A 13,011-nucleotide genomic window follows, 5' to 3' on the forward strand; every position below is an offset into this window, starting at 1 on the left:
ATCAGTTTTCTTGAATAAAGTGAATTTTTATGCAAAAATTACGAATAAATAATCATTAATCACATGTGATAGCGCTTGAATGAAAGGCGTTAGTCCTTTAAAATACGCAAGTTTAACAAACGATTGCGTAATGGATTAAATTGCCTTTGGTTTAGGGTTGATAAATAACCAAAAGCGCGGTGAAATTTTTACGAAATCGTGGTTAATGAGCATTTGTAAGTGCTCGACCAACATCAACATATCTAGGAGTATTTTATGTCTGAACCTGCAATTCTCGTTCTTGCGGACGGCAGCGTTTTCCATGGCACATCAATTGGTGCTACAGGCCACACGATTGGCGAAGTGGTATTTAATACCTCAATGACCGGTTATCAAGAAATCCTAACGGATCCTTCCTATTTTCGCCAAATTGTTACGTTAACTTATCCCCACATTGGTAACACAGGAACCAATCTCGAAGATTTAGAAAGCGATGGCGTTTATGCCGCAGGATTAATTATTCGTGATCTGCCAAAACTTCATAGCAATTTCCGTTCTAATCAAAGCCTTTCTGAGTATTTAAAAGAAAATAATGTTGTCGCCATTGCGGATATTGATACACGCCGTTTAACCCGTATTTTGCGTGATAAAGGGGCGCAAGCAGGTTGTATTATGACAGGCAACATTGATGAGAAAAAAGCGTTAGAGTTAGCTTTAAGTTTTGGTTCAATGGCGGGCAAAGATTTGGCACAAGAAGTGACTACCAAAGAAACCTATCAATGGACTCAAGGCGAATGGCAATTAGGCAAAGGTTATGTAGAAACCACTGCGCCTGAGTTTAATATCGTGGCTTATGACTTTGGTGTGAAACGCAATATTTTACGCATGTTGGCTCAACGTGGTTGTCATATCACCGTTGTTCCTGCTAAAACACCGGCAAAAGAGGTCTTAGCCTTAAATCCGGACGGTATTTTCCTTTCTAACGGCCCGGGCGATCCAGAGCCTTGCGATTATGCGATTAACGCTATCAAAGACATTTTGGCTACCAAGAAACCGGTTTTCGGCATTTGTTTAGGTCACCAACTTTTAGGCTTAGCCAGTGGCGGCAAAACGAAAAAAATGGCATTTGGTCACCACGGCGCAAACCACCCTGTGCAAGATTTGAATACACAACAGGTGATGATTACCAGCCAAAACCACGGTTTTGAAGTGGATGAAAATAGCTTGCCGGCGAATGTGCGTGTGACCCATCGTTCATTATTCGATAATTCAGTACAGGGTATTGAATTAACAGACCAAGTGGCTTATTCCTTCCAAGGTCACCCGGAAGCCAGCCCAGGCCCGCACGATGTGGCGTATTTGTTCGACAAATTTATCGAAGCAATGCGAGCGGCAAAAGCGTAAAAAAGTGCGGTTAAAATTAAACGAATTTTGAAAGAGATATAGAAAATGCCAAAACGTACAGACATAAAAACCATCCTAATTATTGGCGCAGGTCCGATTGTCATTGGTCAGGCTTGTGAATTTGACTATTCAGGCGCGCAGGCGTGTAAAGCCTTGCGTGAAGAAGGGTATAAAGTGGTGTTGGTGAACTCTAACCCGGCGACCATTATGACCGACCCGAATATGGCGGATGTCACTTACATCGAGCCAATCCAATGGCAAACCGTAGAAAAAATCATTGAGAAAGAACGCCCGGATGCGATTTTACCGACCATGGGCGGTCAAACCGCATTAAACTGTGCCTTAGATTTATCCAAAAATGGCGTGTTGAAAAAATACAATGTGGAATTAATCGGTGCCACAGAAGACGCCATTGATAAAGCGGAAGACCGTGGTCGCTTTAAAGACGCGATGGCAAAAATCGGTTTAAGTACACCAAAATCTTTCGTTTGTCATACCTTCGAAGAAGCCTGGAAAGCGCAAGAAGAAGTAGGCTTCCCAACCTTAATTCGTCCATCCTTTACCATGGGCGGTTCAGGCGGTGGTATCGCTTATAACCGCGATGAATTCCAAGCGATCTGCGAACGGGGTTTTGACGCTTCACCCACCCACGAATTATTAATCGAGCAATCGGTTTTAGGTTGGAAAGAATATGAAATGGAAGTGGTGCGCGATAAAGCGGACAACTGCATTATCGTGTGTTCTATCGAAAACTTCGACCCAATGGGCGTGCATACGGGCGACAGTATTACCGTTGCGCCGGCGCAAACCTTAACGGATAAAGAATATCAAATTATGCGTAACGCTTCTTTAGCGGTGTTACGTGAAATTGGCGTGGACACCGGCGGTTCAAACGTCCAATTTGCTATTAACCCGGCTAATGGCGAGATGATCGTGATTGAAATGAACCCGCGCGTGAGCCGTTCGTCTGCTCTTGCCTCAAAAGCGACCGGTTTCCCCATTGCGAAAGTAGCGGCTAAATTAGCGGTCGGCTATACCCTAAACGAATTGCGCAACGATATTACAGGCGGCTTAATCCCAGCGTCATTCGAGCCGTCTATTGACTATGTGGTCACTAAAGTGCCACGTTTTGCCTTTGAAAAATTCCCACAAGCAGACGATCGTTTAACCACGCAAATGAAATCCGTGGGCGAAGTGATGGCAATGGGACGTACCTTCCAAGAATCCTTGCAAAAAGCATTACGTGGCTTAGAAACCGGTATTTGCGGTTTTAATTTGCTTTCGGAAGAACCGGAAAAAATTCGTGCGGAATTAGGTAACCCGGGTCCAAACCGTATTCTTTATGTCGCGGATGCCTTTGGTGCCGGTTTCAGCCTTGATGAAGTGCATCATTACTCAAAAATTGATCCTTGGTTCTTAATTCAAATTCAAGAATTGGTGTTGGAAGAATTAGCCTTAGAAAAACGTAGTTTTGCCGATTTAGACCGTGCGGAATTACGCCGTTTAAAACGCAAAGGCTTCTCTGATAAACGTATTGCGCAGCTCACTAAAGTGACTGAAGATCAAGTGCGGGCAAAACGCCACGAGTTAAATTTACACCCGGTGTATAAACGCGTGGATACCTGTGCGGGTGAATTTAAATCTGATACCGCGTATTTATATTCGACTTATGAAGAAGAATGTGAAGCCAACCCAACGGATCGTAAAAAAGTGATGATCTTAGGGGGCGGGCCAAACCGTATCGGTCAAGGGATTGAGTTCGACTATTGCTGTGTACACGCGGCATTAGCCTTACGCGAAAGCGGTTTTGAAACCATTATGGTGAACTGCAACCCTGAAACCGTTTCTACAGACTTTGATACCTCTGATCGTTTATATTTTGAACCATTAACCTTAGAAGACGTATTAGAAATTATCCACACCGAACAACCTTGGGGCGTTATCGTTCACTATGGTGGTCAAACCCCATTAAAATTAGCGAACGCATTACATGCGAACGGAGTGAATATCATCGGGACATCCGCAGACAGCATTGACGCCGCGGAAGACCGTGAACGCTTCCAAAAAATCTTACAAGATTTAGGCTTAAAACAACCAAATAACCGCACTGCGCGTAATGCGGAAGAAGCAGTGAAATTAGCGGAAGAAGTGGGCTATCCGTTGGTGGTGCGTCCGTCTTATGTATTAGGCGGTCGCGCAATGCAAATCGTTTACAACGTGGACGAACTCAACAAATACATGCGTGAAGCAGTATCGGTTTCTAATGACAGCCCAATTTTATTGGATCACTTCTTAAACAACGCTATTGAAGTAGATGTGGATTGTATTTGTGACGGTGAGCAAGTAGTGATTGGCGGTATTATGCAACATATCGAACAAGCGGGTATCCACTCAGGCGACTCAGCGTGCTCATTGCCGCCATATTCATTATCAAAAGACATTCAAGATGAAATCCGCCGTCAAACTACGGCGATGGCGTACGCCTTGAATGTCGTGGGATTAATGAACGTACAATTTGCGGTACAAAATAACGTGGTTTATGTATTAGAAGTTAACCCACGCGCAAGCCGTACTGTGCCGTTTGTGAGCAAAGCCACCGGCCAACCGTTAGCGAAAATCGCAGCACGTGTTATGGCAGGCATTAGCTTAAAAGAGCAAGGCGTTCAAGGTGAAGTGATTCCTAAATACTTCAACGTGAAAGAAGCGGTATTCCCATTCATTAAATTCCCGGGCGTAGATACCATTTTAGGGCCGGAAATGCGCTCTACAGGTGAAGTGATGGGCGTGGGCAGAACCTTCTCGGAAGCTTTCTTGAAAGCGCAATTAGGCGCAAACGAACGTATTCCAAAAACAGGCAAAGTGTTCTTATCGGTAGATAACGCAGATAAATTACGCTTATTGCCTGTGGCGCGCGCCTTACAAGAACAAGGTTACGGCTTATGTGCCACTATGGGAACGGCGAAATTCTTACGTGAGAATGGTGTTGCCACACAAATCGTGAACAAAGTGCGCGAAGGTCGTCCAAATATCGTGGATGCGATTAAAAATGGTGAAATTGCCATGGTAATTAACACCACAGGCAGCTTACCTGAATCAGTTGCCGATAGCCATTCTATCCGCCGCAGCGCATTGCAACAACGCGTTTTCCTACAAACCACCATGGCAGCCGCCGAAGCCCTTGCCGAAGGGGTGAAAAGTATTGATGGCTGCGATGTGTATTCGGTTCAAGCGTTACACGCGCAATTGCCGTAATGTAACACGGCTGTAGGGGCGAAACATCTTTCGCCCTGATTTATCATGATTATTTTGGGGCGAAAAATATTTCGCCCCTACAACATTATTTAGGTTTGTCGTCAGTCCAGATAAAAAATTTATTTTTCCTAATTTTTCCCTAATTTTTCCTTTTTATGATACCCACATCGAAAGGCAAGTGCCGGACGATAATTGAGATGATTATTTTAATTAGGAAACAAACTTAAATAAGGAGACGTTATGTCAAAAGGTAAAAAAGTATTATCAGCATTATTAGCTTCAGCGATTTTAATTGGTGGTGCAAGTGCTTATGCAAGCAGCAACCCGGAAAAACAAGCCGCATTTGAACAGGCCACAGTCAGCGCAGCGCAAGCAGTTCAAGCGGCAACAGCAAAAGTGGCGGGTAAAGCAACCGAAGTTGATTTTAACTTTAAAAATGGTTCAAGCTATTACAAAGTCGATGTAGTTCAAGATAATCAAGGCAATGGCGAAAAACATGAAATCGTAGTGGATGCGAAAACAGGTGAAATTTTAGCGGATAATGTAAAAACGAAACATCACAAAAAAGATAAAGTTCGTCCGGAAGCCAAAGTCACACTTGAGCAAGCCATGGACATTGCAACACAACAGGCTGGCGGAAAAATCAAAGACGTAGAGCTTGACCGCGAACACAATAGTCTTCGTTATGAAGTTGAAAGCATCAAAGACGGTAAAACCTATAAAACTGTGATTGATGCCAATAGCGGCAATGTAATCCAATCCGGTATTGATTACTAATTAGAAAAAAACAGCATTATGTAGCCATAATACAAAGCTGAAATGACGGTTGGTGAGCCTGTCGAACCACGGTTGGTGAGCTTGTCGAACCATAAGACATTTCAGCGGTTACACAAGACTTACGTTTCGACAAGCTCAACGAACGTCTTGTGTTGGCTCTAAATAATATGGAATACAACCGCACTTTTGAGCTGAATATCAAAGTGCGGTTGTTTTTTGTGATATATTGCCTACCGAAGGATTCCGCGGAAAAAGGAAAGAAAATGCGTATTTTATTGGTTGAAGATGACAGAATGATTGCTGACGCGGTGTCAGCCAATTTAAAAGACAGTCATTATGCGGTGGATTGGGTGAATAACGGTAAAACCGCCGAAGAAGCTTTGCTGAGTCAATCTTATGATTTGGTGTTGTTGGATTTGGGCTTGCCCGGGCAGGATGGCTTAAAAGTTTTGGCGCATATTCGTCAAAAGAAAAATAACACGCCGGTGTTGATTGTGACGGCGCGAGATGATTTGGAAAGCCGCTTGTCGGGCTTAGACGGTGGCGCGGACGATTATATTGTGAAGCCCTTTGATATGGCAGAGTTGCAAGCGAGAATGCGCGCGATTTTGCGCCGTCAAGGTGGACAAAGTTCGCCCAAATTGACCAACGGCACGATTACGTTAGATCCCACAACCTATCTGGTGGAAATCGCCGGGCAAGATACGCCTATCACCTTGAGTAACAAAGAATTTTCGGTGTTGCAAGCGTTAATCAGCCGTGCCGGCATGATCCTTTCCCGTGCGGATTTGGAAGATAAAATCTACGCTTGGGGTGAAGAAGTGGAAAGCAATGCTATCGACTTTTTAATTCATGGTTTGCGCAAAAAAATCGGCAAAGAACAGATTAAAAATGTCCGTGGTGTGGGCTGGATGATGCCAAAAGGAAATAGCTATGTTTAAATCCATTAAAACCAAATTGATGGTGAGTTTAGTGTTATCTACCGCCATGACCAGTGTGATTGCGGCAGGGATTGCTTTTTATGATACCTATCGCGAAACCTACAAACAACAAGACCGCACTTTAAAACGCATTGCCAGTTATATTACATCCCCTGATGAATTATTGAGCGGTTTTCGTGAAGGGGATGATAACCGCATTGCGGTTTATTGGCTGGCAAATAATCAACCTCATCCGCATTTTCAGTTACCCACAAATTTAGAGCGTGAATACTATAATTTTGTGCAACATAAAAAGACATTTAAACTCTCACCTAATCAAAATCCGCGCAATATTTTTACGAATTTATGGTATGACGAAGAAACTTACCGTGGCTATTTGCAACAGAGAGAAAATGGAATTCTTGCCATTTTGCAAGAAAATGAATATCGGGAAGAATTGGCTGAACATTCTGCGTGGGCAAGTTTAATGCCCTTGTCCGTCTTATTGCCGTTAATTATCGTGTTAACCTTTTGGGTGGTTAAACGCACGATGAAACCTGTGGAACGTTTGTCAAACAGCTTGGGCGAACGAAATGCACAAGATTTAACCCCCTTGCCCCTTGATCAAGTACCTGCGGAAATCACGGGGTTTGTGCAAGCCATTAATCAACTATTGGGGCGCACCGAAGCCTTTGTTGAGCAACAAAAACGCTTTATTGCGGATGCCGCACACGAATTACGCAGCCCAATGACCGCACTTTCCTTACAAGCAGAACGCTTAAATCATCAAGCCATGCCGGCAGAAGCGAAAGCACAAGTGCAACAATTAAATCAAGGTATTCGCCGTAGCCGCGATTTATTAGAACAGCTGTTATCCTTAGCACGCAGCCAAAATAAAGATCAAAAACACCAAAGCCATTTGAATTTACACAGCATTTTCAGCCGTGTTATCGAAGATCTTTATCCTTTAGCAGAACAAAAAGCGCAGGATATTGGCGTGGTTTCCGAAGGTTCACCAACCATTTATGGTAATGAAACGGACTTTTATTTATTGATTAAAACCCTTGTGGATAACGCCATTCGTTATACACCAACAGGCTCGCAAATCGACTTAAGTGCGGTGGAAAAAGGCGATGTTTTGGAAATCTTTGTGGAAGATAATGGTCAAGGCATCCCGGCGGAAGAACGCGCGCGCGTGTTAGATCCTTTTTATCGCATTTTAGGTTCCGATCAACAGGGTTCAGGCTTAGGCTTAGCCATTGCCCATCAAATTGTGCAAAATTATCGCGGTGAAATTCAATTATTAGACAGCCCACATTTTGCGAGTGGATTGATGATTAAAATGAGATTTAAAAAATAAATTAATCCCTAATTTTAGAATGTTGGGCAACCCTATACGAGCCGTATAGGGTTACTTAATCTGAGCCGCGCTGCGGCTCTTTTTTCAGCCCCGGCGGGGCTGGGCTTAAGGAACCTGGCACGGCTCGTGCCAGGTCTTTTTGAAAACTCTCCCATCCCTAATTCTTCGCTAATTTTTCCTATTCATAATGACACCATGGAAACAATTCAATGGTGTTTTTTATAGGAGAAATCAAATGATCAAACGTATTTTAACTCAAGCTCAACAAGTTCTTATCCTTTTAGCGGCGACAGTGTTATTTATTGGTATTTTCAGCGTCAATCTGATGCTTTTCTGGCTTTCTTTTATGGCGTTGATTTTTGGGGCGTTATTTATGCGCAAAACGCCAAAACACGCAACGATGTCTTTTGGCGACACTTGGCGTAATTCGCGTTTATTAGTAGCGATGATTGTTTAAAACGATTTTATTTTTAACCGCACTTTTAGGAGTAAAAATGTCCCTTCGCTTACCACAATGGAAAATGTCATCTATCAAATTAAATTTGTTGTTGGCATTGTATTTTACCCTTGTTCTTAATATCGCGTTTTTCCGTGAAGTGATTTCTTTGAGTCATCCAACGGATTACTTTTTATTGACCACACCGTTGGTGTTATTTGTTGCTTGTAATATTGTGTTTAATGTGTTGTCTGTTCCCGTTTTACACAAAATAATTATTCCGGCCTTTTTGCTCATTAGCGCGGCGGTGAGTTATAACTCATTGGTGTTCAACGTCTATTTTGACCGCGATATGTTGACCAATGTGTTGCAAACAAACGTTGCGGAAAGCTCGCGCATGTTCAGTTTTTCCTATGTGGCGTGGTTGTTGGTGGTAGGTGTGTTGCCGACTGTTTTATATTTGTGCGTCAAAGTGGATTATAAAAAATGGTGGGTGGAATTGTTGGCGCGTATGGGATCAATTTTGGCATCCGCGTTATTTGTATTCGCTATCGGCGCCGTGTTTTATCAAGACTATGCCTCTTTTTTCCGCAACAACAAATACTTACCTCATTTGCTAGTGCCGTCTAATTTTGTTGGCGCGACAATCAGTAAAATTAAGCATACGCGTATGGAAAATATGCCCTTCGTGCAAACAGGCATTGATGCCAAAATGGAAAAAACGGACGATGATGTGAATGTGTCTGTGATTGTGGTAGGCGAAACCACCCGTGCGCAAAACTGGGGGGTAAATGGTTATGGGCGTCAAACTACACCTTATTTAGCGGAACGGGTAAAGCGCGGTGAAAATCTGATTAATTTTACCGATGTGAGCAGTTGTGGAACCGCTACTGCCATTTCTGTGCCTTGTATGTTCTCTAGCTTAAACCGCAGCGATTATGACGCGGTGCAAGCCAATCATCAGGATAATTTATTAGACACCGTACAACATGCAGGCGTAAAAGTGCAATGGATTGAAAATGATGCGGGCTGTAAGGATGTGTGTAACCGTGTGCCAACCATCAACACCGTGGATTTACAAGTGCCGGAATATTGCACAGACGGCGAATGCCTTGACAATATTATGTTGCCTGAATTGGAAAAAGCGTTGGCTAATGCCAGCCAAGATACGGTGATTGTGTTGCATACTATCGGCAGCCACGGCCCCACTTATTTTGAACGTTATACAGAAAAAGAACGCCAATTTACGCCTACTTGTGATACCAAAGAAATTAATCAATGTTCACAGGTGGAATTAATCAATACTTACGATAACGGCATTCTTTATATTGATCAGTTTTTAGATAAAGTGATTGGGCAATTAGAAGCCTATCCGAATCTCAAAACATCCATGCTCTATCTTTCCGACCACGGCGAAAGTTTAGGGGAGAATAATATGTACTTGCATGCAACGCCTTATGCCATTGCGCCGAAAGAGCAAACGCAAGTGCCTATGGTGATGTGGTTTTCGCCAAAATGGGTGGAAAATAAAAAGGTGGATTTAACTTGTTTGCGCCAAAACGCGAATCGCCCTTATTCTCACGACAATTTTTTCCATTCGGTGTTGAGTTTAATGGATATGAAAATGGCGAGCGTCAAAGCCTACAATAAGGATTTAGATATTTTAGCAACTTGCCGAAAATAGATTTTAAGACTAGAATTTAGCGCAGTTATCATTTTGTAAAGTGCGGTGGAAAATTCAATGATTTTCTGACCGCGCTTTGCTGTTTTTGTAAGAGAACTGTTATGTTAGACATTGTTTTATATGAACCCGAAATTCCGCAAAATACAGGAAATATCATTCGCTTGTGCGCCAATACCGGCTTTCGTTTACATTTAATCGAACCCCTTGGTTTTACTTGGGACGATAAACGTTTGCGCCGTTCGGGGTTGGATTATCATGAATTTGCAGAAATTAAACGCCACAAAACCTTTGAGCAATTTTTAGCAAGTGAACAGCCGAAACGTTTGTTTGCGATGACTACCAAGGGCGGCCCTGCCCATAGCGATGTGCAGTTTGAAGTGGGGGATTATTTGATGTTCGGCCCTGAAACGCGCGGTATCCCAATGACCATTTTGGACAGTTTGCCGATGGAACAAAAATTACGTATTCCTATGACGGAAAATAGCCGTAGTATGAATTTATCCAACTCTGTTGCAGTAGCAGTTTATGAAGCTTGGCGACAATTAGGCTATCAAGGTGCGGTGAATTTAAACCGTTGATTTTGGGCGTCAAATCTGACGCCTTTTTCCCATTCCAATACATACAAATCCGTGCTTTTCCGTGCATTTTCTGCTATAATCCCGCCTAATTTTTCATAGCAAAATAGAGATTTTTTATGTCAGAAAATATGACGGCAACAGATGCTTTAGAACAACAACCCGAATATGGCGCAAGCAGCATTAAAGTGTTAAAAGGCTTGGATGCAGTGCGTAAACGTCCCGGTATGTATATCGGGGACACCGATGATGGCACGGGTTTGCACCATATGGTTTTCGAAGTGGTAGATAATGCCATTGATGAAGCGTTAGCAGGACATTGTTCAGATATTATTGTTACTATTCACGAAGATAATTCTGTTTCTGTGCAAGATGACGGCCGTGGTATTCCTGTGGATATTCACCCTGAAGAAGGCGTTTCGGCGGCAGAAGTGATTATGACCGTGTTGCATGCGGGCGGTAAATTCGATGATAACTCATACAAAGTATCAGGTGGTTTGCACGGTGTGGGCGTGTCAGTGGTGAACGCACTTTCCGATAAATTACAGCTCACTATTCGCCGTCAAGGTCATGTACACGAACAATTCTATCATTTAGGCGAACCGCAAGCGCCGTTAGCGGTAATTGGCGATACGTCAAAAACAGGGACAACCGTACGCTTTTGGCCAAGCCCAACGATTTTTACCAAAACCGTTTTTGAATACGATATTTTGAAAAAACGCTTGCGTGAATTGTCTTTCTTAAACTCTGGTGTGTCGATTAAATTGATCGATGAACGCGATGGCACACAGGATCATTTCCATTACGAAGGCGGTATTCAAGCATTCGTGGAATTCTTAAACCACAACAAAACCCCTATTCATCAAAAACCGTTTTATTTCAGCGTAGAAAAAGACGGCATTGGGGTAGAAGTGTCGTTGCAATGGAATGACAGCTATAACGAAAATATTTATTGCTTTACCAACAACATCCCACAACGCGATGGCGGTACGCATTTGGCGGGTTTCCGTGGCGCGTTAACGCGTACCTTAAATGCCTATATGGACAAGTCGGGCTTGAACAAAAAAGGTAAGAGCGAAAAAGACAAAGTGGATACCTCGGGGGATGATGCGCGCGAAGGGTTAGTGGCGATTATTTCGGTGAAAGTGCCTGATCCAAAATTCTCATCACAAACCAAAGACAAGTTAGTTTCTTCCGAAGTCAAAGGCGCGGTAGAATCCGCCATGAATGAGCGTTTACAAGAATATTTGGAAGAAAACCCAAATGACGCCAAAATCATTGCCACTAAAATTGTCGAAGCCGCACGCGCGCGTGAAGCAGCGCGTAAAGCTCGTGAAATGACACGCCGCAAAGGGGTGTTAGATATTGCCGGGCTTCCGGGTAAATTAGCGGACTGCCAAGAACGCGATCCAGCTTTATCAGAACTTTACTTGGTGGAGGGGGACTCTGCGGGTGGTTCAGCAAAACAAGGGCGCAACCGTAAAAACCAAGCCATTTTGCCGTTAAAAGGGAAAATCCTAAACGTAGAAAAAGCACGTTTTGACAAAATGCTTTCTTCGCAAGAAGTGGGCACATTAATCACCGCACTTGGCTGTGGCATTGGTCGTGACGAATATAATCCTGACAAAATGCGCTATCACAAAGTTATTATCATGACCGATGCGGACGTGGACGGCTCGCATATTCGTACGCTTTTATTGACCTTCTTCTATCGTCAAATGCCTGAAATCATTGAGCGTGGCTATGTTTATATTGCCCAACCGCCACTTTACAAGGTGAAAAAAGGCAAACAAGAGCAATATATCAAAGATGACGAAAGCATGACCCAATACGAATTGGCGATTGCCCTTGAAGACGCGGCATTGTATGTGAACGAAAATGCACCGGCAATGAGCGGTTTGGCGTTGGAAAATTTAGTGTCGGAATTTAACAGCGTGAAAAAACTCATTTTGCGTTTACACCGCCGTTACCCTGAAGCCTTGCTGAACGAATTGATTTATCAACCTACACTGACCAACGACATTTTAAGCAATCAAAGTGCGGTGGAAAATTGGGCAAATTCTTTAGTGGAAAGTCTGACTGCCAAAGATGTCGGGGGAAATCACTACTGCGTACGTACGCAATATAACGAAGAGCGTAAAGTACATGATGTAGTGTTAACCGTTCGTACTCACGGTATTGACCACGATTACTTCTTAGATTACAACTTTGTGAACGGTAATGAATACGCACGCATTGTAAAATTAGGTACTCAAATCAATGGCTTGTTGGAAGACAGCGCGTATATCCAACGTGGCGAAACCAAGAAACCTATTTCTAGCTTTGAAGAAGCCATTAACTGGCTTGTGGCGCAATCACGCCGTGGCTTAACGGTTCAACGCTATAAAGGATTAGGCGAAATGAACCCTGAACAACTTTGGGAAACCACCATGGATCCTGAAGCGCGCCATATGTTGCAAGTCACCATCAAAGACGCCGTAGAAGCGGATCAACTCTTCAGCACTTTAATGGGTGACGAAGTAGAGCCACGCCGCGAATTCATCGAACATAACGCCCTACGCGCGAATTTGGATGTGTAGAAAATTGTGTTAAAACAAACCGCGCTTTGACTGAGAATCAAAGTG

General features: G+C 43.3%; 9 protein-coding genes. All 9 read left to right on the plus strand.

The annotated features are described in order from the left end of the window. The first annotated feature begins 255 nt into the window (after positions 1–255). Positions 256–1,383: a glutamine-hydrolyzing carbamoyl-phosphate synthase small subunit gene (carA, locus tag E7T07_RS08555; RefSeq protein ID WP_135710734.1), complete on the plus strand. Its 1,128-nt coding sequence runs from the start codon at positions 256–258 to the stop codon at positions 1,381–1,383. Positions 1,384–1,428: 45 nt separating this feature from the next. Continuing rightward, positions 1,429–4,635, plus strand: coding sequence for a carbamoyl-phosphate synthase large subunit (carB, locus tag E7T07_RS08560; protein WP_135710735.1), 3,207 nt, complete (start codon positions 1,429–1,431; stop codon positions 4,633–4,635). A 240-nt stretch (positions 4,636–4,875) separates the two neighbouring features. Continuing rightward, entirely contained in the window at positions 4,876–5,412 is a 537-nt protein-coding gene (locus E7T07_RS08565; RefSeq protein ID WP_135710736.1) for a PepSY domain-containing protein, read from the plus strand. Between the two features lie 263 nt (positions 5,413–5,675). After that, positions 5,676–6,353, plus strand: coding sequence for a response regulator (locus tag E7T07_RS08570; RefSeq protein ID WP_135710737.1), 678 nt, complete (start codon positions 5,676–5,678; stop codon positions 6,351–6,353). Beyond that, entirely contained in the window at positions 6,346–7,692 is a 1,347-nt protein-coding gene (locus E7T07_RS08575; RefSeq protein WP_135710738.1) for an ATP-binding protein, read from the plus strand. Before E7T07_RS08570 ends, E7T07_RS08575 begins: the two co-directional genes overlap by 8 nt. A 235-nt stretch (positions 7,693–7,927) precedes the next feature. Next, positions 7,928–8,149, plus strand: coding sequence for a hypothetical protein (locus E7T07_RS08580; protein ID WP_135710739.1), 222 nt, complete (start codon positions 7,928–7,930; stop codon positions 8,147–8,149). 37 nt (positions 8,150–8,186) lie between these two features. Next, positions 8,187–9,812, plus strand: a complete 1,626-nt coding sequence (locus tag E7T07_RS08585) for a phosphoethanolamine transferase (protein WP_135710740.1) — start codon at positions 8,187–8,189, stop codon at positions 9,810–9,812. A gap of 101 nt (positions 9,813–9,913) precedes the next feature. Continuing rightward, entirely contained in the window at positions 9,914–10,390 is a 477-nt protein-coding gene (trmL, locus tag E7T07_RS08590; RefSeq protein WP_135710741.1) for a tRNA (uridine(34)/cytosine(34)/5-carboxymethylaminomethyluridine(34)-2'-O)-methyltransferase TrmL, read from the plus strand. Between the two features lie 116 nt (positions 10,391–10,506). After that, a complete protein-coding gene (gyrB, locus tag E7T07_RS08595; protein WP_425455040.1) occupies positions 10,507–12,966 on the plus strand; it encodes a DNA topoisomerase (ATP-hydrolyzing) subunit B in 2,460 nt (819 codons plus the stop codon). Positions 12,967–13,011 lie beyond the last annotated feature (45 nt).

The sequence above is a fragment of the Actinobacillus porcinus genome (genome assembly GCF_901764995.1).
Lineage (GTDB): Bacteria > Pseudomonadota > Gammaproteobacteria > Enterobacterales > Pasteurellaceae > Exercitatus > Exercitatus porcinus.

Coding starts and splice junctions, on each gene's coding strand:
- carA (WP_135710734.1), top strand. CDS start 256: ATGTCTGAACCTGCAATTCTCGTTCTTGCGGACGGCAGCGTTTTCCAT.
- carB (WP_135710735.1), top strand. CDS start 1,429: ATGCCAAAACGTACAGACATAAAAACCATCCTAATTATTGGCGCAGGT.
- E7T07_RS08565 (WP_135710736.1), top strand. CDS start 4,876: ATGTCAAAAGGTAAAAAAGTATTATCAGCATTATTAGCTTCAGCGATT.
- E7T07_RS08570 (WP_135710737.1), top strand. CDS start 5,676: ATGCGTATTTTATTGGTTGAAGATGACAGAATGATTGCTGACGCGGTG.
- E7T07_RS08575 (WP_135710738.1), top strand. CDS start 6,346: ATGTTTAAATCCATTAAAACCAAATTGATGGTGAGTTTAGTGTTATCT.
- E7T07_RS08580 (WP_135710739.1), top strand. CDS start 7,928: ATGATCAAACGTATTTTAACTCAAGCTCAACAAGTTCTTATCCTTTTA.
- E7T07_RS08585 (WP_135710740.1), top strand. CDS start 8,187: ATGTCCCTTCGCTTACCACAATGGAAAATGTCATCTATCAAATTAAAT.
- trmL (WP_135710741.1), top strand. CDS start 9,914: ATGTTAGACATTGTTTTATATGAACCCGAAATTCCGCAAAATACAGGA.
- gyrB (WP_425455040.1), top strand. CDS start 10,507: ATGTCAGAAAATATGACGGCAACAGATGCTTTAGAACAACAACCCGAA.